Below are 19,651 nucleotides of genomic sequence, written 5' to 3'. Positions count from 1 at the left end.
ACAACACGTTATTCGGCCGTTAGCGTCAGGCGTGCAACCTGACTGCTGCGCACGAATCGGCTTAAATCGACTGGCTTGCCTTGAAATTGAATTTGTACCGCAGCAGGCGCACCAATTTTAAGTTTATAGGGTGACTGACCATCAAGGTTCAGTGTGCCACCATTGCGCTGCATGCCGCTGAACAGTTTCTTACCGCTGGCATCCGTGACTTCCAGCCAGCAATCGGCCGTGAAAGTCATCACCAATGCATGAGCCGCAGAGACGGAATTAGCTTCCGCTACCGTACCCGCAGCGGGTGCGACAGCCCCAGCCCCCAGCAGAACATTACCCGCAGTTTGTGGCTGTGCGGCGTTCGCGAGTGAAGGTGATTGGCTGGACGGTGCAGCAGACGGTGTAGAAACAGAAGAAGGTGTTGAAGGTGTCTCTGTTCCAGTGGCAGAAAGGTCGACTGGCGTAGAAGCCGGAGCCGGAGCAGAACCCGGTGTCTCTATTTCCTGCGCGGTGCCGTTGTCCATTAGCGGAACGGACTGCCCTTCCGTTTGTGCCTGTATCGAGCTGGCATGATCGACCATGCTGTTGATTTCCGCCTGCTGAGCCTGATGGTTTTGCCACCACCATGCGCCCGTTAGCCCCAGAACAACCAGCACAACCAGCCAGGTGATTGTCATCAACCAGCCATCACGCTTTTTGCGGCTTTTTTTCAGCGAAAAACTCTGCATCGGCGAAACTGAGATCGTTTTAGGTATGGCCTGCTTATCCACAGAGGGAAGCAGTTCATCTTCGGGTAAATGAACCAGCTTGGCATAAGAACGGATATAGCCGCGCAGAAAAGTCGGCGCTAAATCGGCAGGCGTCGTACCGTCTTCAATATCGCGAACGGTGGTGATTTTAAGGCACAAACGCTCAGCAATAGTTTGCTGAGTTAGCCCAAGGCGTTCACGCGCCTCACGCAGACGTTCGCCAGGTAGTTTTGCTTCTGTTGTATCTTGGGTGGCTTCAGTATTCATTAGCTAAGAAATGCTGGTACTGTTTAGATTGTGGAAAACTTCGCGCCAGCACGTTGCCATAACGTTCTTTATCGCCATCATGGCCCGCTAACGCGGCGAAACGAATCTGTAACCATAAGCTTTCGGCACTGGCCGGAAGAATATGCTGATAAACATCAAGCAGCAGCCGCGCTTGCTCATTTTTCCCGGCAGCAAACTGTTGGTTTGCTTCCGCCAGCAAGGCACTGCCTTTCGTCGGGTCATACTTCAGCGCCCGACTTAATAAATTGCGCGCGTCTTCAGTCTGTCCGGCATTGAAAAAGCAGTATCCCGCATTTTCCAACGCATCAGCAACCTGACTGTAATCAGGAAGTTGTGCAGCCGCACTAAACTGTCGCTGAGCCGCTACATACTGCCCTAAACTACACAGAAACGCACCGTAATTATTCATGACGCTGCCATTTTCCGGCGCCATGTTCAACACATGCTGATAACGCTGTTCAGCCAGACGGTTTTCACCTATCCGCTGCTCGTAAAGCGCCATCCCCAATTGTGTTCGATAATCCTGCGGAGCAATCGCTACCGCCTTCTCAAGATTCTGCCGAGCCGCATCCAGATTATTGTGCGCCAGATAGGTCAACCCTAACTGCAAGCGGGTTTGGGCGACCGCTGGATTTGTCGTCTCCTGAGGCGATTTCACACACCCCACCAGCAACAGCAGCGCGAACAGGCCACTCAGCCAATACGTTCCCTGTGATAAAGACATTCCCTGCACTAAAGAAAATCCCTGTGATAGTGGCTTTGCCATCCCTGTTCCCTCGCCTTGTCGTCCTAGCCAAAGAGGTTACCTGAATATGAACAGGGTGGCAGTCAAACCTGACAACAACGCGGCGCACCTCGCAATTTGCCTACTTTTGCCCTGCAAATTAGCCCAGCGGATGACGTCGGGTTAGCGCTTCTACGTTAACCCGCGACCATTTGCTATCAGACCGCTTTCACCGTGATAGGTTCACCGGCCATTTTCTTCTTCAGCGTACGTTTGGTTCTGTCTACGACTTCCCCCGCCAACTGACCGCAGGCAGCATCAATATCATCCCCACGGGTTTTACGTACGATCGTCGTGAAACCATACTCCATCAGTACCTTGGAGAAACGGTCAACGCGGCTGTTTGAGCTGCGGCCATACGGCGCGCCAGGGAACGGGTTCCACGGAATCAGGTTGATCTTGCACGGCGTATCTTTCAGGCACTCAGCCAGTTGATGCGCGTGTTCGGTGCCGTCATTGATATGATCCAACATCACATACTCAACGGTAACACGTCCCTGATTCGCATTGGATTTCTCCAGATAGCGACGTACCGCGCTCAGGAACGTCTCGATATTGTACTTTTTGTTGATCGGCATGATTTCGTTGCGGATGTCGTCAGTCGGCGCATGCAGAGAAATCGCCAGCGCAACATCGATCATATCGCCCAGTTTATCCAACGCAGGCACCACGCCTGACGTGGACAGCGTCACACGGCGCTTGGATAAACCAAAGCCGAAGTCATCCAGCATGATTTCCATCGCTGGCACCACGTTAGTCAGGTTCAGCAGCGGTTCGCCCATTCCCATCATCACAACGTTGGTGATTGGACGCTGGCCGGTAACTTTAAACGCACCGATAATCTTCGCCGCACGCCACACCTGACCGATGATCTCCGATACGCGCAGGTTACGGTTAAAGCCCTGCTGCGCCGTTGAACAGAATTTGCACTCCAGCGCACAGCCTACCTGAGACGACACACACAGCGTGGCGCGATCTTCTTCTGGAATATAAACCGTTTCAACCCGTTGACCGCCCACCAGAATCGCCCACTTGATGGTGCCATCGGAAGAGCGCTGCTCGTCCACCACTTCAGGGGCGCGAATTTCAGCGATCTCCTGCAATTTGCTGCGGAAAACTTTGTTAATATCCGTCATCTGGTTGAAGTCATCACAGCAGTAGTGATAAATCCACTTCATAACCTGATCGGCGCGGAACGGTTTCTCTCCCATCGACATGAAGAGGTCACGCATTTGCTGGCGGTTAAGATCCAACAGGTTGATTTTTTCCGCACTGGCTTTGACGGATTGAGAGGCATCAGCGGACGCCGGAGAGAATTCGGACACGGTTTGCTCGGATACGGTAGTTTTAGATGCGGTAGTGTTAGATGCCGTCATTTCAGACACGACGGTTTCAGACGCGATTTGCTTAGACATTGTCAATCCTGGCCTCGTTATTACACGTTATGGCGCTAAAAAGAAGGTTGAATTCGATGGTTATGACCAAAGAAACGCCCCGGATAAGTGCAGGCTCATCCGGGGCGCAGCATTGTACAAAGTTTAAAACAGGTAAGCCACCATCACCGCTTTTTTTCTGTGTCATTACTTCGACACTGCACACTAACGCAACGAAAAAGAAGCAACATCACACGCGCTAACCTGTTTATCACACGCAACATTACGCGCGCGCGCAGATTTCGTCATCGCTGAAGAAATAAGCGATTTCACGCTGAGCAGATTCGATAGAATCAGAACCGTGTACCGCGTTCGCCGTGAAGCTGTCCGCGTAATCAGCACGCAGCGTTCCCGCCAATGCGTTTGCTGGGTTAGTGGCACCCATGATGTCACGGTTACGTTGGACGGCGTTTTCACTTTCCAGCACCTGCACCATGATCGGGCCAGACATCATGAATTCGACCAGGCCATCAAAGAACGGCTTGCCTTTATGCTCAGCGTAAAAACCTTCCGCTTGCTCACGGCTCAGACGCAGCATTTTAGCCGCAACAATGGTAAAACCTGCGCTTTCAAAGCGTGCGTAAATCGCACCGATGGCATTCTTGGCAACCGCATTAGGTTTTACGATGGAGAAGGTACGTTCTATCGTCATATTGACCTCATTAACTAAACTGTCAGATTACAGCCGGATTATAAGAATTGTATCAACCCTAAATAATTCGAGTTGCAGGCAGGCGGCAACCGCAGGACAAATTCGTCAGGAACGAATTTGACCAGCCACCGGCTGGCCTTCGGTGAGAGACAGGATGTCTCTCATTTCATTCCCAGGAGCTTACACCAGTAAGTGACTGGGGTGAGTAAGAGAAGCCAACGCACATGCAGCTTGAAGTATGACGGGTATACCCAGCCAGTGAAAGTGGCGCAGATTATAAGGGTAGCGGCCTTTGTTGCCTACCAAGGAGGTAACATTTTATTAAAAAAAATATTACCTCTCACCCTCTCTTCATTAACGATTACGCCTCGTGCTTTTTCGTTTCCCACCGCCCAGTACTGAATGTAACAAATCATCGGCGATCACAGTTCTGAAGGTTACTTGTAACGTTATAGGTTATTTGTTTTTAAAACAATAAGATAACTGGAATCTCTTTGTCATTCACTGCTAGCCTTGCTGCTGTACCCACCATAATGGCCAGTAAGAGGGCTGATAATGAAAAGAGCGGTCAATGCATTGCAAAATTTCGGCAAGTCCCTGTATGGGCCGGTGCTGATACTCCCGATTGTCGGGTTATTCATCGCATTTGGGAATGTGTTCGGTAACGGCAATTTAGCGGGCTACGTCCCTTTACTTAATCACCCCTTGATTCAGGATTTTGGTCAACTGGTTTCCAAATCTGCCGTGGCGATTCTGGCTAATTTGGCGCTGGTGTTCGCCGTCGGGATTCCGATCGGACTAGCAAAGCGCGATAAGGGCTACGCTGCGCTGATTGGTCTGGTGATGTTTATCATCTTCATTAATGCCATGAACATCACGCTGCAATTGCAGGGCAAGCTCGTGCCTGCCGCAGAAATGCGCCCTGCCGGGCAAGGCATGGTGCTGGGCGTTCAGGTTCTGGAAATGGGCGTTTTCGCCGGTATCCTGATCGGTGGATTCGCAGGCTATCTGTATAACCGCTATTCCAGTAAACAGTTTAACGGCGTGATGGCGATCTATTCCGGTCACTGCTTCGTCGCCATTCTCGTGATTCCGCTGGCGATTGCGCTGGGCTTTGCGATGAGCACCCTGTGGCCGTTTGCTCAGCACGGCATTACCTGGCTGGCCTTCGCTATCAAAGGCGCGGGCCCTGTTGGCATCGCGATATATGGCTTTCTCGAACGCGTGCTGATCCCCACCGGACTGCATCATCTGGTCTATACCCCGTTCCTGTACACCGAACTGGGCGGAACCGCAGAGGTGTGCGGCAAGCTGTATCAGGGCGCACGCAACATCTATTTTGCTGAAATGGCCTGTCAGGACGTCAAACAGCTGAGTTCCACCGTGGTCTGGGATGCGCGCGGTATCAGTAAAATGTTTGGTCTGACGGCCGCTGCGCTGGCGATGTACGTGACAGCAAAGCCAGAAAAACGGCTGGCCGCCAAAGCCATTCTGATTCCGGCCGCTTTTACCTCTTTCTTACTGGGCGTCACCGAACCGCTGGAGTTTTCCTTCCTGTTCGTCGCGCCCATGCTGTTTGCCGTCCACGCCGTACTGACCGGCATAGGGATGATGCTGTTCTCCATCATGGGTGTGCATGCGATTGGTGCCAACGGCGTCATCGACTTCTTGCTTTATAACCTACCGCTGGGCATCGAGAAATCCAACTGGCCGATGTACATCGTGGTTGGGCTGACGATGTCGGTAATTTACTTCTTCGTCTTCCGCTTCCTGATTCTGTACTTCGACATGCCAACACCAGGGCGTGAAACCGATGAGGAAGAGACGCGGCTTTATTCCAAAACCGAATATCAGTCCAAGACAGAGAATCCGGCAAAAACGCAGGACGCGGTGAAAGGCGATGCCCAACTTGTTGGTGCCACCATCATCGCCGGGCTGGGTGGCAAACCCAATATCGAGGTGGTGGATAACTGCTACACCCGCCTGCGGGTCACGCTCATCGACCCCGCTTTGGTAGACGAACAACAGCTTAAGAACACCGGTGCGAAAGCCGTTATCCGACAGGGTAACAACGTACAGGTGGTTTACGGACTTCACGTCAAAACTATACGCGAAGCAGTTGAAAACGCGCTTTAACAGGAGACTCACCATGACGAAACCCCCATTTATTCTGACAATTGCCGGTGGCGGCAGCACCTATACCCCGGGCATCGTAAAAAGTCTGATGGTACGTCTTGCGGATTTCCCGCTGGCAGAGATTCGTTTATATGACATCGACGGCCCGCGGCAGGACATCATCGCGCCGGTGGTGGAAAAGGTGATTCGCGACCACAGTGACAGCATCGTCTTTACCGTCACAACCGACGCGGAGACCGCGTTTAGCGGCGCCCACTTTGTCTTTGCCCAGATGCGCGTCGGCCAGTACAAAATGCGCGAGCAGGATGAAAAAATCCCACTACGCCACGGCGTCGTCGGGCAGGAAACCTGTGGCCCCGGCGGGCTGGCCTACGGCCTGCGTACTATTCTGCCAATGGCCGAATTGATCGATCTGGTTGAGCGCTATGCGCATAAAGAAGCGTGGATCGTCAATTACTCCAACCCTGCCGCGATTGTTGCCGAAGGCGTTCGTCGTCTGCGTCCTAACGCCCGCGTGCTGAATATTTGCGATATGCCGGTTGCCGCGATGCGTAATATCGCCGCCGTGCTGGGCGTCGATCGTCACGACATCACCGTGGACTATTTCGGGCTGAATCACTTTGGCTGGTTTACCCGCGTGCTGGTCGACGGTGTCGATCGTATGCCAGAACTGCGCGAACATATCGCTCGCTACGGCCTGTTGACCGCCGATGCCGCCGATACCGATCCGCAGCACGCCGATCCATCATGGGTGAAAACTTGGCGCAATATCAAACCAATCATGGATCATTTCCCGGAATTCGTGCCGAATCCGTATTTGCAGTACTACCTGATGCCGAACCAGATCGTTGAGCATCAGGATCCTGACTACACGCGCGCTAATGAAGTGATGGACGGGCGTGAGAAGAAGCTGTTTGCGGCGGCGGCCAGCTACAAGGAAACCGGTATTCTGTCGGATGCGTTCCACGTTGGCGTGCACGGTTCGTTCATCGTTGATGTCGCCTGCTCGCTGGCGTTCGATCTCCGCCAGCGCCATCTGGTGATCGTCGAAAACCAAGGCGCTATCGCCAATCTGCCTTACGATGCGATGGTAGAAGTGCCCGCTTATATCACCGCACAAGGGCCAGAGCCGGTGCGAATGGGGAATGTTCCGCAGTTCCATCGCGCCTTGCTGGAGCAGCAGTTAGCGTCTGAGCAATTACTGGTTGAAGCCACGCTGGAAGGCAGCTACGAGAAGGCCTTGCAGGCATTTACCCTGAACCGTACCGTGCCAACCATGCAGCACGCCAAAGCCATTCTGGACGAGATGATTGAAGCCAATCAGGATTACTGGCCGCAATTAAAACAAGCATATAGAGACGGTATCGCCCAATAATCTGCGACTTGTCGGATGAGGGAAAATCGCTGACAATGAATCTATCATTGCATATCAATGATAGATTCGGGGTCGAATTCGTCGGCCCCAACGTGGAGGATCTATGTCAGCATCGTCTTCTGATTTGCCCGTTTCTCATGAACGGTTTGTCTCCGCAGACTGGCTTGCCAGCCACCTGAATGACAGCAGCATCACGCTCATCGATGCCCGAATGTTGCCTCCGGGCAACGCCACCCGTGATATTCATGCTGAATACCGCGCCGGTCATCTGCCTGGCGCGGTTTTTTTTGATATTGAAACGTTATCCGATCACAGCACCGACCTGCCGCATATGATGCCAACGCGCGAAGACTTCGCACACGCAATGGGCGAGTTGGGGATCGATAACCAACAGCATTTGGTGATTTACGATGAAGGCAACCTCTTCTCCGCACCGCGTGCGTGGTGGATGCTGCACACCTTCGGCGCGACATCCCTTTCAATCCTGAGCGGGGGTCTGGCGGGCTGGACAGCACAAAACCTACCGCTGGAACAGGGCGATGTGACACCAAAGCCAACCACGTTCCACGCTACGCTGGATGAGAACGCCATTCGCTCACGCGATGACGTGCTTTCCATCTGCCAGGATAAATCAGAACAAATTGTCGATGCCCGCCCCGCTCCGCGTTTTAACGCAGAAGTGGATGAGCCACGCCCCGGCCTGCATCGCGGCCATATTCCCAACAGCCTGAACGTGCCGTGGACTGATTTAGTGAGCCATGGTGCGCTAAAACCCAATGCAGAACTGGCAACCATTCTTCATAAGCACGGCGTGGATTTCACTCGTCCCATCGTCGCCAGCTGCGGCTCCGGCGTCACAGCATCTGTCGTCGTGCTGGCGCTGACGCAGTTAAATGTCCCGAATGTGACGCTGTACGATGGTTCGTGGAGCGATTGGGGTAGCCGCGATGATGTCCCTATTGCGCGTGATTAATCCCGCTCGGTGTTTTGCCGCCTGTTGGTCAGGAGTCGTGGGTGGATAATCGGCTGGCATCCTTAATGCAGCACGGTCAGGTGCTGACGCGCGCGGAATACCGCGTGCTGGCTTTTATCGCCGAACATTCATCACTGATAGGCAAAATCACGGTGCGGGATCTGGCGCAGAAGACCTATGTGTCCACGGCGACGATCATGCGGCTGTGCCAAAAAATCGGCTTTAGCGGCTACAGTGAATTCATTTATCACTGCAAAACGCTGCTCGCGGATAATCCGCGTCTTGCCCCCTCGCCTGTCGTTACGCCCAATGACGCTTCGCTTCCTGATGCTTTTCAGCATTTTATCGACAATTATCAGCGCACGTTTGCCTACATTAGCCATCAGGATAGAGCGGCTTTCAGCGCTATCCTGCGGCAGGAAAGCCACTTTTTCCTCTACGGTGCGGGGTTTTCCCATCTGTTTGCCGAATATTTGGCGAAGAAACTGCAGGTGCTGGGGAAAGATGCCTTCTCCTCTGGGTTAGGAGATAGCCGAGGCATTTTTCTCAATAATGCGCCGAAATATCAGGTGTTTATCGCCATCTCCCGCAGTGGAGAAACCGAGCAGGTGTTGGATAAGGCGCGTATCGCCAAAAACATTGGCATGAAGGTAATCGCATTTACCCGTGCATCGTTGAATTCATTAGGCGAGTTAGCCGATTTGCACTTCCGGCTCTACGATGATGCGGTTCACTATGCGGCTGAAGCCGGTGAGATTAGCTCATTTGAATCGAATCTGGTGATGCTGATCGATTTACTGCTATTGCAGGCAACAGCGGAAAAATCGTAATCCGCCGTTGCCTGTATCAAACTTATATACCCTAAATAATTCGAGTTGCGTGGCAAAACGTTAACGTTTTGAACAACGCTATGCGTTGGCCCGTTAGGGCAAGGCTCATTTATAGCCTTGTAACGCGGCAACCGCACGAATCCCCAGGAACTTACACAGGTAAGTGACTGGGGTGAGTAAGGGCAGCCAACGCACAAGCAGCTTGAAGTATGACGGGTATCAGGCGTTGCCGGTGGCCTTAAACTCCCTAAGGAAACTCCCCCACTTGCGCTCGTAGAACGGCGTGGTGTGCTTAATCATGTAGTGGCTGATGCCCGGCTCGCCTTCTTTCACCAGACACAGGTCGACAGGACGCTCGTCCGGCAATGTATCGCTGGCGACGCTGCCCGCTTCACGGATGATAGTTTCTTCATCCTGATCGGCATCAATACCAATCAGCAGGTGCGGTTGCTCTTCACCCGGTTCCTGAATCTGCGCCAAAAACGCCCGTTTTACATGGCGATGTTTGGTAAACAGCTGCGTTAGAGAATCAATCATCTGTGCGGGCATCTCGGCTGGCTGACTCAGTATGACCTGCATCTCTTCTTCAACAACGCGTTGCTGAACAAAGCCGTTACCTTCGCCAGACAGAATATGTTCAATTTCCTGCGGCAAAAACTCTTTGCCATACGGCAGCTTAGGATTGAGGAACAGCGTGACGCCCTGCGTCATTTCAAACAGCGAACGCGTCGGTAGCGCCAGAAAAGGCGCTTCTTCCGTAATCACGCTCTGTAATGCTTCCAGAGAAGAGAAGAAAGGAATAGCGGATGAGCCATCGTCTTTTTCCCAGTGTTGGATGTTCACATTACTGCCCGCGTGCAACACCACCTCACCGGATTCATCCCCGTCATCGGTAGTGCCCAGCACAAACACCGTGGCTTCCATCAGTTCACTGAAAAACTCAGGACGATGCGCGGGTTCCGTTGCAGCCAGAATCAACACTTCTTCCAGTTTATTACGTGGCGAAAACTCCATACTTTCCTCAACATGATTACGTTAAAAACCGACGCCTTAAGACCTGAACCGACTATTTGGCGTTGCTCAGCAGGAGGTTAGCCAGCGTGCGTACGCCGAGCCCTGTTGCACCCGTCGCCCACTGCTCTACCGCGCCTTTACGGTACGTCGCGGAACAGTCAATGTGCAGCCAGCCCTGCTGGTAATTTTTCACAAAGTGCGACAGGAAAGCCGCTGCTGTGCTGGCACCAGCAGTGTGTGCACCACTGGCAATGTTGTTCAGATCCGCAAAGCTGGACGGCAGATGGCTGCGATGGAACTCTTCCAACGGCAGACGCCAGAACGGTTCGTTTTCTTCTTTCGCACTTTCCTGCAATGCTGCCACCAGCTCATCATCGAAGCTGAACAGCGCGTGATAGTCATTGCCCAGTGCCGTTTTTGCCGCGCCCGTCAGCGTTGCGCAGTCGATGATCCACTGTGGGTTCTGCTCGGAAGCATCGATCAGGCCATCCGCCAGCACCAAACGCCCTTCCGCGTCGGTGTTCATGACTTCAACCGTTTTACCGTTGCGGTAGCGAATGATGTCGCCCAGTCGGAATGCATTGCCGCTCACCATGTTGTCCGCGCAGCACAGGTACAGCTTCACGCGCTGTTGCAAACCACGCGCCGCCGCCAGCGCCAGTGCACCCGTCAGGGTGGCCGCGCCGCCCATGTCCGATTTCATGGAATCCATGGAGCTGCTGGGTTTCAGGCTGTAGCCACCGGTATCAAACGTAATACCTTTACCTACCAGACAAGCGAACACTGGCGCATCCGGGTTGCCCGTTGGGTTATAGTCCAGCGCCAGCAGCACTGGCTGACGTTCAGAGCCGCGCCCCACCGTGTGCAGACCAGCATAATTCTGCTCACGCAGATCTTCACCTTTGGTGATGCGGTAGCTAACGGCATCACAGGCTACATCACACAGCAGGTCGACTGCGCGGGTCGCCAGTTGCTCTGGCCCCAAATCCTCAGCAGGCAAGTTGATGGTGTCACGCACCCAGTCCACAATCTTCAGGCGAGCGTTCAGCTCTTTCTTGTCGGCGTCGTTCAGTTCCGCCCATTCAACCGTTCTTTGCCCTTTCGGCCCGCGATATCCCTGCCAGAATGCCCAGCTGTTTGCCAGATCCCAGCCTTCACCCGCTAACTTAACGTGTTTAATCCCCTGCCCATCAATTTTGCGGGCAGCACGTTGGATCACCGCCAGTGCAGCTTTACCGTTCAGGGACGCCCCTGCATGAATGGTAAAACCCTGCTCATTCACACTCAGCGTCGCTTTTTCTCCCCAGCGCGCGTCAGCAGGTTGAGTGGAGAGTGAAATCAGCATGGTATTGTTCGTCATAGTGCTTCTCCGATAATAGGTATTCCTGCCACTTTTCATGTTTGCAGGTGATGTTCATATTTGCAGACATTCTGCTTATCAATGCGTGTTTATACCCGTCATACTTCAAGTTTCATATGCGTTGGCTGCATTCAGTCACCCGAATCACTTACCTGAGTAAGCTCATCGGGATTCCTTCGTTTGCCGCCTTCCTGAAACTCGAATTATTTAGGGTATATAAACGCTCTCGCTTATAAATACTCAGTTTGCAGATAAATAAACGGTGCATCATGACATGCAAATGTTACGAATTTTGGCACGAGAATAAAACGGGCCACCCAAGGCAGCCCCGTAATATTTCTATTCTGCTTCATCTAACCAGACCAGCAGGATCGCTTCCAGAATTTTTTCATTAGAAGCGTCCGGTCGATCGTCAAATTCATCCAATTCGCAGATCCACTGGTGCATGTCCGTGAAACGCACGGTTTTCGGATCGAGCTCGGGAAACTGGTCGTAAAGCGCTTCGCCGATAGCCCGGCTGTCTGTCCATTTTAATCCCATCGCGGTTTCTCCTTATTCAGATCAATGCTCGCGTGCATGGTTGATCGTGTAGCGCGGGATCTCGACGACCAGATCGTCACTGGCGATACGCGCCTGACAGCCCAGACGGCTTTCCGGCTCCAGACCCCAGGCCTTATCCAGCATGTCGTCTTCTTCTTCCGTACTTTCCACCAACGAGTCAAACCCTTCGCGCACGATGCAGTGGCAAGTGGTGCAGGCACAGGATTTCTCGCAGGCGTGTTCAACGTCAATACCGTTACGCAGGGCGACTTCCAAAATGCTTTCACCGCGTTCCGCTTCCAAAACCGCCCCTTCAGGGCACAGATCCTGATGCGGTAAAAAAACTATTTTAGGCATGTTACACCTCATCCACAGAATGGCCTGCCAGCGCGCGACGGATAGAGGCATCCATGCGACGAGCGGCGAATTCCTGGGTTTGTTGATCGACTGTTTTAATCGCAGCTTCAATTGCCACGGGATCGCTTCCCTGCATCATCGTATGCAGGTGTTCGGATGCCGCGACAATGACGCCTTTTTCCTCATGGCTCAATAACTCGGCGTCCGCCACCAGCGCGCTTTGCAAGCTTTCCAGCACGCGTGCCGCTTCCACTTTTTGCTCTGCCAGACGACGCGCGCCGACATCTTCCTTCGCATTCAGCATCGAGTCGGTGATCATCGTGGCAATTTCTGTATCGCTCAGGCCGTATGACGGTTTCACCTGAATGGATGCCTCAACGCCCGTCGATTTCTCCATCGCCGTCACGCTCAGCAGGCCATCCGCATCCACCTGAAAGGTCACGCGAATGTGAGCCCCACCGGCAGGCAGCGGCGGTAAGCCGCGCAGCGAGAAGCGCGCAAGCGAGCGGCAATCCGCCACCATTTCGCGCTCACCCTGCAAGACGTGGATCATCATGCCGCTCTGGCCATCTTTGAAGGTGGTGAATTCCTGTGCGCGGGCAACCGGGATCGTGGTATTGCGCGGAATGATTTTTTCCACCAGCCCACCCATCGTCTCCAGCCCCAGCGACAAGGGGATCACGTCAAGCAGCAGCATGTCGCTGTCTGGCTTGTTGCCCACTAGAATATCCGCCTGAATCGCCGCGCCGATAGCCACAACCTTGTCTGGATCGATCGACGTCAGCGGCGTGCGGCCAAAAAACGTTCCCACCTGCTCGCGCACCAGTGGAACACGCGTCGATCCGCCCACCATCACGACTTCCAGCACGTCTTCTGCCGTCAGCCCCGCGTCTTTCAGCGTACGACGGCAGGACAGTAGCGTGCGTTTCACCAGCGGAGCGATCAGCGAATTAAACTGCTCGCGGGTCACGTCACCTTGCCAGCCTGCCACATCTACACAGGCTGACTCGGCGCTGCTAAGTGCAATCTTGGCTTTCACCGCCGCATCACGCAAAGCATGATCCAACTGGCGATCGTCACGATCGTGAATACCCGCCTGCTCACGCAGCCACTCCGCCAGCAGATGATCGAAATCATCACCGCCCAGCGCAGAATCGCCGCCCGTCGCCAGCACTTCAAAGACGCCACGGCTCAGGCGCAGAATGGAAATATCAAAGGTACCGCCGCCCAGATCGTAAATGGCGATCACGCCCTCTTTACCGGAATCCAGCCCGTAGGCAATCGCGGCCGCGGTCGGCTCGTTCAGTAAGCGTAAGACGTGCAACCCAGCCAAACGTGCCGCATCTTTGGTGCCCTGACGTTGTGCGTCATCGAAATAGGCAGGAACGGTAATCACCACGCCATCAGGCACGCCGCCTAACGCCGCTTCCGCACGCACAGCCAGCGCGGACAAAATATCCGCCGATACCTTTACAGGATTGAGGTTGCCAGCCGACGTCTGAATCAGCGGCAGGCCATTATCGCTGGCATGAAAGCGATAGGGTAAATGCGGGTAACGCTGCTGAATATCGTCCAGAGAACGCCCCATCAGGCGTTTAACTGAACTGACGGTATTTTCCAGATCGTGGGCAGCATTGTCGCGCGCATGCCAGCCGACGCTGTGACCATCGTGACGATAGTGGACAACCGACGGCAGCAGGTCGCGTCCGTCGCTATCCGCCAGCGTCTGCGCTTCGCCGCTGCGTACGGTAGCAACAAGAGAATGGGTGGTGCCTAAATCAATACCGACAGCCAGACGGCGCTGGTGCGGTGCGGCGCTAAGACCGGGCTCACTAATTTGTAATAAGGCCATATTGAGCTTCCATCAATTGGCTGACGAAAAAACAGGTATGGTAATCACCATCGGGTTTCCCGCCGGATTAACCAGTTATCTGTCCAGCAATTGTTCTTCGAGTTCTTCAACCTGTTGCTGGAGCTTGTCTAAAAAGCGTAGCTTGCGCACGGTATCCGCGGCGTCTGTCCATGTCTCATTATCGAGTTCATCACGCATATGTGAACGGCGCTTAACGATCGTTGCCTGCAACCGCTCCGCGAAGGCCGTCAGCGCCTCATCCGCATCGGATCGCTGAGAGATCGCCTCCAGTTCTTCACGCAGTTCCAGCTGTTCCATCAGGAATGCCGTGTCCTTCATCGTATGCTGTTCGTTGTTCACATCAAAACCGTGCAGCGACAGCATATACTCCGCGCGTTTCAGCGGATGCTTGAGCGTCTGATAGGCGTTATTGATCGTCGCCGCCTGCTGCACCGCCAGCATGCGCTCGCGCTCTGGGCTGGCAGCATAACGGTCAGGATGGAACTGCCGCTGCAAATCCTGAAAACGGGATGCAAGCAGGCCGCCATCCACATCATAGCGAATGGGCAGCCCGAATAACGTAAAGTAATCCATAGTGGTACTCTGGGAGTTCTGGGTAGCAGCGCAGGCCATTAATCGATCGCACGCTCACTACCCAAGAGAGGTCAGACGTTGAAACTTTCGCCGCAACCACATTCGCCGGAAATGTTCGGATTATTGAACTTAAAGCCTTCGTTCAGCCCTTCTTTGACGAAATCCAATTCGGTTCCGTCAAGATAGACCAGACTTTTGCCATCCACGATGACTTTGACGCCTTTGTCTTCAAAGACCGTATCACCGTCGTTCAAATCATCAACAAACTCCAGCACATACGCCATACCGGAACAGCCGGATGTGCGTACGCCAAGACGCAGCCCAAGGCCTTTGCCCCGGTTTGCGATGAAAGCACTCACGCGTTGTGCAGCACTTTCGCTCAGAGAAATCGACATACTGTTACCTCGATCGTTCGCCACCTCGACGGAATCAGGCACCGAGAGAAACGGTGCCCCGACGAGTTCAGCCGCAGAGATTACTGCGCGTCGCGTTTACTTTTGTAATCCGCAATCGCTGCCTTGATAGCGTCTTCCGCCAGAATGGAGCAGTGAATCTTCACTGGCGGTAGCTCAAGCTCTTCGGCAATCTGCGTGTTCTTAATCGCTTCAGCTTCATTCAGCGATTTGCCTTTTACCCACTCGGTGACCAGCGAGCTGGAGGCAATGGCAGAACCACAACCGTATGTCTTGAAGCGGGCATCTTCGATGATACCCTCATTGTTGACTTTTATCTGCAACTTCATCACATCGCCGCACGCTGGCGCGCCGACCATGCCGCTGCCGATAGACGGATCGGCGTTGTCAAACGAACCCACATTGCGTGGATTTTCATAATGATCAATTACTTTTTCGCTGTAAGCCATGATAGTCGTCCCCGCTCTGGTGAATTAATGGTGCGCCCACTCGATGCTGCTGATATCCACGCCCTGCTTGAACATTTCCCACAGCGGAGAAAGATCGCGCAGACGACCGATAGATTTACGTACCAGCTCGATGGTGTAGTCGATCTCTTCTTCGGTGGTAAAACGCCCCAGCGAGAAACGGATCGAGCTATGTGCCAGCTCATCATTCATGCCCAGCGCACGTAACACGTAGGAGGGCTCCAGACTGGCCGACGTACAGGCAGAACCGGACGATACCGCCAGATCCTTGAGCGCCATAATCAGCGATTCACCTTCAACATAGTTGAAGCTGACGTTCAGGATGTTAGGCACGCCCTGCTCGATATCACCATTCAGGTAGACTTCTTCAATATCATTAATACCGTTCCACAGACGATCGCGCAGCGCACGCAGGCGATCCATTTCTGCAGTCATCTCTTCTTTTGCGATGCGGTAGGCTTCACCCATGCCGACAATTTGGTGCACAGGCAGAGTGCCAGAACGCATGCCGCGCTCATGGCCGCCGCCGTGCATCTGCGCTTCGAGACGAATACGGGGTTTACGACGAACATACAGTGCCCCGATTCCCTTCGGCCCATAGATTTTATGGCCGGAGAAAGACATCAGATCCACTTTTAACTGATTGAGATCGATAGGCAGCTTGCCTACGCTCTGCGTGGCATCAACATGGAACACGATGCCCCGACTACGGCACATGTCACCGATAGCAGCGATATCCTGCACAACGCCGATTTCATTATTGACGTGCATGATGGAAACCAGAATGGTGTCCTCACGCATTGCCGCTTCGAGTTCAGCCAGATCGATAATACCGTTACGCTGCGGGGCCAGATAAGTCACCTCGAAGCCTTCGCGTTCAAGCTGACGGCAGGTATCCAGCACGGCTTTGTGTTCGGTCTTACTGGTGATGATGTGCTTGCCCTTCTTCTGATAGAAGTTGGCAACACCTTTAATTGCGAGGTTATCGGCTTCGGTCGCGCCTGACGTGAAGACGATCTCACGCGGGTCGGCACCAACCAGTTCAGCAATTTGGTTACGGGCGATATCAACCGCCTCTTCCGCCTGCCAGCCAAAACGGTGGGAACGGGAAGCCGGATTACCGAACGTACCGTCCAACGTCAAACACTGCATCATTTTCTCAGCGACGCGCGGGTCAACCGGCGTGGTAGCTGAATAATCAAGATAGATAGGTAACTTCATTGCTCATAAACTCCGTACATCACTTCAAAACGTACAATGCGTTTTGTTTTATTGACAGGTTGTTTATACCCGCAACCTCTCGGGCCAATGCAAAAAATCTGACGATGTTATCGTTGGAACAATTTATCGTCGGAACACATTATCGTCAGAACACGCCGTGATAGTCGGACTAACGCCAACGCCACATTGGGTAATGTGGTCAGGATTATGCGGCTATCGGAAAGGCAAAACGTGACGAGTAAGGGTGCTCGTCACGTTGAAGGTGTATCAGGCGCGCAGGTTAACGTTAATCGTTTCCTGAATACGTCCATTGGCGGTGCGGCGCGTGTCAGCATCCTGACGATCCGCCACATCCAGCACTTCCTTATTGTTCACCAGCTCATCCAGCGTGATGTTATTCAGGAAGTCGGTAATACGGTCACTCAGGTCGCGCCACAGCGTGTGCGTCAGGCAGCGATCGCCACCCTGACAGCCTTCGCGACCCTGGCAACGCGTTGCATCAACGGATTCATCGACGGCCGAAATGACCATACCAACAGCGATTTCATTCGCATTTTTACCCAGCAGGTAACCGCCGCCCGGGCCACGAACGCTGGCAACCAGTCCGTTCTTGCGCAGGCGCGAAAACAGCTGCTCCAGGTAAGACAGTGAAATACCCTGGCGTTCAGAAATATCCGCCAATGGAACGGGTCCTTCCTGGGAGTGCAGAGCCACATCGAGCATGGCGGTAACGGCGTAACGGCCTTTGGATGTCAGTCTCATGATAGTGGTACCTGTAGATAAAACATGTATTATGAAAACATGTATTGGCAGAACATACCGCGAGTCTGACATTCCTGAGTGTTTTAGTCAACTATTTAACCGAGTAAAACACTCAAGTATTATTCGTCGTGTGTTTTCTGTACCGAGCTCAGTATCCCACGCAGGATATTCAGTTCCTGACTTTCAGGCCTGGCGCGGGTAAACAGGCGACGCAGTTTGTTCATCACCTGCCCTTGATGTGCCGGTCGGATAAATCCGGTTTGCAGCAGCGTCTGTTCAAGATGCTGATAAAACCGCTCCAGATCGTCGACCAGCGGGTACGGTGACTCTTCGTGTTCCGGCTGCCCGGCTTGTAAGCGATCCAAATGCGCGATGCGCACTTCATAAGCAATGATCTGTACCGCCATCGCCAGATTGAGCGAGCTGTATTCCGGGTTCGCAGGAATCGCCACGTGATAATGGCATTTCTGAAGCTCTTCATTCGTCAGCCCCACGCGTTCACGCCCAAACACCAGCGCGACCGGCGCGTGTTCCGCTTCCTGCGCGCTACGAATGCCGCACTCACGCGGTTCCAGCATCGGCCAGGGTAAGGTTCGAGAACGTGCGCTGGTGCCAACGACCAGACCACATCCTTCGAGCGCCTGATCGAACGAATCCACAATGGTGGCATTGCCGATAACATCGCTGGCGCCTGCCGCCAACGCAATTGCCTGCGAATCAGGCTTCACCAATGGGTTGACCAAATAAAGTTTGCTTAATCCCATGGTTTTCATCGCCCTGGCCACTGACCCCATATTGCCAGTGTGCGACGTTTCAACCAGAACAATGCGAATATTGTCTAACATATGTACTCTATTGTGCGAAAGGAAGTCGTGCGAAAAGGAAACCGCCGTACTCTAACACAAACTTCGCTATTTGACTTTTCTCCTGCTATACTCTGCGCCGCTTTCCGTTCTTTAACATTCCAGTGGACCGATACCATGCATCCGATGCTCAACATCGCTATACGCGCTGCGCGTAAAGCCGGTAATTTAATTGCCAAAAACTATGAAACGCCAGACGCCGTCGAAGCTAGCCAGAAAGGCAGCAACGATTTTGTGACCAATGTTGATCGGGATGCAGAACGTCTGATCGTTGAAGTCATCCGTAAGTCTTACCCACAGCACACCATTATTGGTGAAGAATGTGGCGAGCTGGTTGGCGAAGATCCGGCAGTACAATGGGTTATCGATCCTCTGGATGGCACCACCAACTTCATCAAACGTTTACCCCACTTCGCTGTTTCTATCGCGGTCCGCATTAAAGGCCGTACCGAAGTTGCCGTCGTTTACGATCCTATGCGTAATGAACTGTTTACCGCGACCCGTGGTCAAGGCGCACAGCTGAACGGCTACCGTCTGCGCAGCAGCATTGCCCGCGATCTGGAAGGCACCGTACTGGCAACAGGTTTCCCTTTCAAATTAAAACAACACAGCAAAAGCTATATCAACGTCATCGGTGCGCTGTTCACCCACTGTGCGGATTTCCGCCGTACGGGTTCTGCTGCACTGGATCTGGCCTATGTGGCCGCGGGTCGCGTTGACGGTTTCTTTGAAATCGGCCTGAAGCCGTGGGATTTTGCTGGTGGCGAGCTGCTGGTACGTGAAGCTGGCGGGATCGTGACAGATTTCGTTGGCGGCCATAACTATCTGGCATCCGGCAATCTGGTTGCAGGTAACCCGCGTGTGGTGAAATCCATTCTGGGCACCATCCGTGAAGAACTGAGCGACGCGCTGAAACGCTAATTCCGACCCACTCCGGCCCACCCTCATAAAAACGAAATTGGGCCGGAGTTGTTATTTTTCTTTACATATGAATCCT

The 19,651-nt window shown here is 53.4% G+C and carries 20 protein-coding genes; 5 read left to right on the top strand and 15 right to left on the bottom strand.

The window, feature by feature from the left end; all coding sequences use genetic code 11:
- Nucleotides 1-8: 8 nt before the first annotated feature.
- The 4 genes from rodZ to ndk all read right to left on the bottom strand — a co-directional run bounded on the left by rodZ (nucleotide 9) and on the right by ndk (nucleotide 3,897).
- The gene (rodZ, locus tag JFY74_06785; protein ID QQG29738.1) at nucleotides 9-1,007 is read right to left on the bottom strand and encodes a cytoskeleton protein RodZ; all 999 of its coding nucleotides are present in this window, start codon (nucleotides 1,005-1,007) and stop codon (nucleotides 9-11) included.
- A complete protein-coding gene (gene pilW / locus JFY74_06780) occupies nucleotides 997-1,752 on the bottom strand; it encodes a type IV pilus biogenesis/stability protein PilW (protein QQG30471.1) in 756 nt (251 codons plus the stop codon). Before pilW ends, rodZ begins: the two co-directional genes overlap by 11 nt.
- Before the next feature lie 218 nt (nucleotides 1,753-1,970).
- Nucleotides 1,971-3,188, bottom strand: coding sequence for a bifunctional tRNA (adenosine(37)-C2)-methyltransferase TrmG/ribosomal RNA large subunit methyltransferase RlmN (gene trmG/rlmN / locus JFY74_06775; protein QQG30470.1), 1,218 nt, complete (start codon nucleotides 3,186-3,188; stop codon nucleotides 1,971-1,973).
- A 280-nt stretch (nucleotides 3,189-3,468) separates the two neighbouring features.
- A complete protein-coding gene (gene ndk / locus JFY74_06770) occupies nucleotides 3,469-3,897 on the bottom strand; it encodes a nucleoside-diphosphate kinase (protein QQG29737.1) in 429 nt (142 codons plus the stop codon).
- A gap of 555 nt (nucleotides 3,898-4,452) precedes the next feature.
- Here ndk and JFY74_06765 point away from each other — a divergent pair.
- The 4 genes from JFY74_06765 (at nucleotide 4,453) to JFY74_06750 (ending at nucleotide 9,211) form a co-directional block, all read left to right on the top strand.
- Nucleotides 4,453-6,033: a PTS transporter subunit EIIC gene (locus tag JFY74_06765; GenBank protein ID QQG29736.1), complete on the top strand. Its 1,581-nt coding sequence runs from the start codon at nucleotides 4,453-4,455 to the stop codon at nucleotides 6,031-6,033.
- Between the two features lie 13 nt (nucleotides 6,034-6,046).
- Nucleotides 6,047-7,408: a 6-phospho-alpha-glucosidase gene (locus JFY74_06760; protein QQG29735.1), complete on the top strand. Its 1,362-nt coding sequence runs from the start codon at nucleotides 6,047-6,049 to the stop codon at nucleotides 7,406-7,408.
- A 103-nt stretch (nucleotides 7,409-7,511) separates the two neighbouring features.
- Nucleotides 7,512-8,381 (top strand): 3-mercaptopyruvate sulfurtransferase, encoded by an 870-nt coding sequence (gene sseA, locus JFY74_06755; protein QQG29734.1) that lies wholly within the window; start codon nucleotides 7,512-7,514, stop codon nucleotides 8,379-8,381.
- A gap of 41 nt (nucleotides 8,382-8,422) precedes the next feature.
- A complete protein-coding gene (locus JFY74_06750; GenBank protein ID QQG29733.1) occupies nucleotides 8,423-9,211 on the top strand; it encodes a MurR/RpiR family transcriptional regulator in 789 nt (262 codons plus the stop codon).
- A 219-nt stretch (nucleotides 9,212-9,430) separates the two neighbouring features.
- Here the strand turns inward: JFY74_06750 and sseB are convergent, their stop codons facing one another.
- From sseB to trmJ, 11 genes are all read right to left on the bottom strand, one after another.
- Nucleotides 9,431-10,225, bottom strand: a complete 795-nt coding sequence (gene sseB, locus JFY74_06745) for an enhanced serine sensitivity protein SseB (protein ID QQG29732.1) — start codon at nucleotides 10,223-10,225, stop codon at nucleotides 9,431-9,433.
- Nucleotides 10,226-10,277: 52 nt separating this feature from the next.
- On the bottom strand, nucleotides 10,278-11,585 hold the full coding sequence (gene pepB, locus JFY74_06740; GenBank protein ID QQG29731.1) for an aminopeptidase PepB: 1,308 nt from the start codon (nucleotides 11,583-11,585) through the stop codon (nucleotides 10,278-10,280).
- 339 nt (nucleotides 11,586-11,924) lie between these two features.
- Nucleotides 11,925-12,125 carry a Fe-S cluster assembly protein IscX gene (gene iscX, locus JFY74_06735; GenBank protein ID QQG29730.1) on the bottom strand — a complete coding sequence of 67 codons (201 nt, stop codon included), beginning with the start codon at nucleotides 12,123-12,125 and terminating at the stop codon, nucleotides 11,925-11,927.
- Between the two features lie 21 nt (nucleotides 12,126-12,146).
- On the bottom strand, nucleotides 12,147-12,482 hold the full coding sequence (fdx, locus tag JFY74_06730; protein ID QQG29729.1) for an ISC system 2Fe-2S type ferredoxin: 336 nt from the start codon (nucleotides 12,480-12,482) through the stop codon (nucleotides 12,147-12,149).
- 1 nt (nucleotide 12,483) lies between these two features.
- Nucleotides 12,484-14,334, bottom strand: coding sequence for a Fe-S protein assembly chaperone HscA (hscA, locus tag JFY74_06725; GenBank protein QQG29728.1), 1,851 nt, complete (start codon nucleotides 14,332-14,334; stop codon nucleotides 12,484-12,486).
- Between the two features lie 75 nt (nucleotides 14,335-14,409).
- Nucleotides 14,410-14,928 (bottom strand): co-chaperone HscB, encoded by a 519-nt coding sequence (hscB, locus tag JFY74_06720; GenBank protein QQG29727.1) that lies wholly within the window; start codon nucleotides 14,926-14,928, stop codon nucleotides 14,410-14,412.
- 71 nt (nucleotides 14,929-14,999) lie between these two features.
- The gene (gene iscA, locus JFY74_06715; protein ID QQG29726.1) at nucleotides 15,000-15,323 is read right to left on the bottom strand and encodes an iron-sulfur cluster assembly protein IscA; all 324 of its coding nucleotides are present in this window, start codon (nucleotides 15,321-15,323) and stop codon (nucleotides 15,000-15,002) included.
- A gap of 80 nt (nucleotides 15,324-15,403) precedes the next feature.
- A complete protein-coding gene (iscU, locus tag JFY74_06710; protein ID QQG29725.1) occupies nucleotides 15,404-15,790 on the bottom strand; it encodes a Fe-S cluster assembly scaffold IscU in 387 nt (128 codons plus the stop codon).
- Nucleotides 15,791-15,814: 24 nt separating this feature from the next.
- Nucleotides 15,815-17,029, bottom strand: a complete 1,215-nt coding sequence (locus tag JFY74_06705; protein ID QQG29724.1) for an IscS subfamily cysteine desulfurase — start codon at nucleotides 17,027-17,029, stop codon at nucleotides 15,815-15,817.
- Nucleotides 17,030-17,296: 267 nt separating this feature from the next.
- The gene (gene iscR / locus JFY74_06700; protein ID QQG29723.1) at nucleotides 17,297-17,791 is read right to left on the bottom strand and encodes a Fe-S cluster assembly transcriptional regulator IscR; all 495 of its coding nucleotides are present in this window, start codon (nucleotides 17,789-17,791) and stop codon (nucleotides 17,297-17,299) included.
- A 119-nt stretch (nucleotides 17,792-17,910) separates the two neighbouring features.
- Entirely contained in the window at nucleotides 17,911-18,636 is a 726-nt protein-coding gene (trmJ, locus tag JFY74_06695) for a tRNA (cytosine(32)/uridine(32)-2'-O)-methyltransferase TrmJ (protein QQG29722.1), read from the bottom strand.
- 135 nt (nucleotides 18,637-18,771) lie between these two features.
- Between trmJ and suhB the strand changes: the two genes are divergently transcribed.
- Nucleotides 18,772-19,575 carry an inositol-1-monophosphatase gene (gene suhB / locus JFY74_06690; protein ID QQG29721.1) on the top strand — a complete coding sequence of 268 codons (804 nt, stop codon included), beginning with the start codon at nucleotides 18,772-18,774 and terminating at the stop codon, nucleotides 19,573-19,575.
- The last annotated feature ends 76 nt before the right edge of the window (nucleotides 19,576-19,651 follow it).

It is taken from the genome of Pectobacterium carotovorum (assembly GCA_016415585.1).
GTDB classification, from domain to species: domain Bacteria; phylum Pseudomonadota; class Gammaproteobacteria; order Enterobacterales; family Enterobacteriaceae; genus Pectobacterium; species Pectobacterium carotovorum_K.
The sequence above is the reverse complement of the archived record's forward strand: the minus strand, read 5'-3'. Positions and strand labels throughout refer to the sequence as shown.

Coding starts and splice junctions, on each gene's coding strand:
- iscU (QQG29725.1), bottom strand. CDS start 15,790: ATGGCTTACAGCGAAAAAGTAATTGATCATTATGAAAATCCACGCAAT.
- suhB (QQG29721.1), top strand. CDS start 18,772: ATGCATCCGATGCTCAACATCGCTATACGCGCTGCGCGTAAAGCCGGT.
- pilW (QQG30471.1), bottom strand. CDS start 1,752: ATGTCTTTATCACAGGGAACGTATTGGCTGAGTGGCCTGTTCGCGCTG.
- hscA (QQG29728.1), bottom strand. CDS start 14,334: ATGGCCTTATTACAAATTAGTGAGCCCGGTCTTAGCGCCGCACCGCAC.
- rodZ (QQG29738.1), bottom strand. CDS start 1,007: ATGAATACTGAAGCCACCCAAGATACAACAGAAGCAAAACTACCTGGC.
- ndk (QQG29737.1), bottom strand. CDS start 3,897: ATGACGATAGAACGTACCTTCTCCATCGTAAAACCTAATGCGGTTGCC.
- iscX (QQG29730.1), bottom strand. CDS start 12,125: ATGGGATTAAAATGGACAGACAGCCGGGCTATCGGCGAAGCGCTTTAC.
- fdx (QQG29729.1), bottom strand. CDS start 12,482: ATGCCTAAAATAGTTTTTTTACCGCATCAGGATCTGTGCCCTGAAGGG.
- JFY74_06765 (QQG29736.1), top strand. CDS start 4,453: ATGAAAAGAGCGGTCAATGCATTGCAAAATTTCGGCAAGTCCCTGTAT.
- iscR (QQG29723.1), bottom strand. CDS start 17,791: ATGAGACTGACATCCAAAGGCCGTTACGCCGTTACCGCCATGCTCGAT.
- sseB (QQG29732.1), bottom strand. CDS start 10,225: ATGGAGTTTTCGCCACGTAATAAACTGGAAGAAGTGTTGATTCTGGCT.
- sseA (QQG29734.1), top strand. CDS start 7,512: ATGTCAGCATCGTCTTCTGATTTGCCCGTTTCTCATGAACGGTTTGTC.
- JFY74_06760 (QQG29735.1), top strand. CDS start 6,047: ATGACGAAACCCCCATTTATTCTGACAATTGCCGGTGGCGGCAGCACC.
- hscB (QQG29727.1), bottom strand. CDS start 14,928: ATGGATTACTTTACGTTATTCGGGCTGCCCATTCGCTATGATGTGGAT.
- iscA (QQG29726.1), bottom strand. CDS start 15,323: ATGTCGATTTCTCTGAGCGAAAGTGCTGCACAACGCGTGAGTGCTTTC.
- JFY74_06705 (QQG29724.1), bottom strand. CDS start 17,029: ATGAAGTTACCTATCTATCTTGATTATTCAGCTACCACGCCGGTTGAC.
- trmJ (QQG29722.1), bottom strand. CDS start 18,636: ATGTTAGACAATATTCGCATTGTTCTGGTTGAAACGTCGCACACTGGC.
- trmG/rlmN (QQG30470.1), bottom strand. CDS start 3,188: ATGACGGCATCTAACACTACCGCATCTAAAACTACCGTATCCGAGCAA.
- pepB (QQG29731.1), bottom strand. CDS start 11,585: ATGACGAACAATACCATGCTGATTTCACTCTCCACTCAACCTGCTGAC.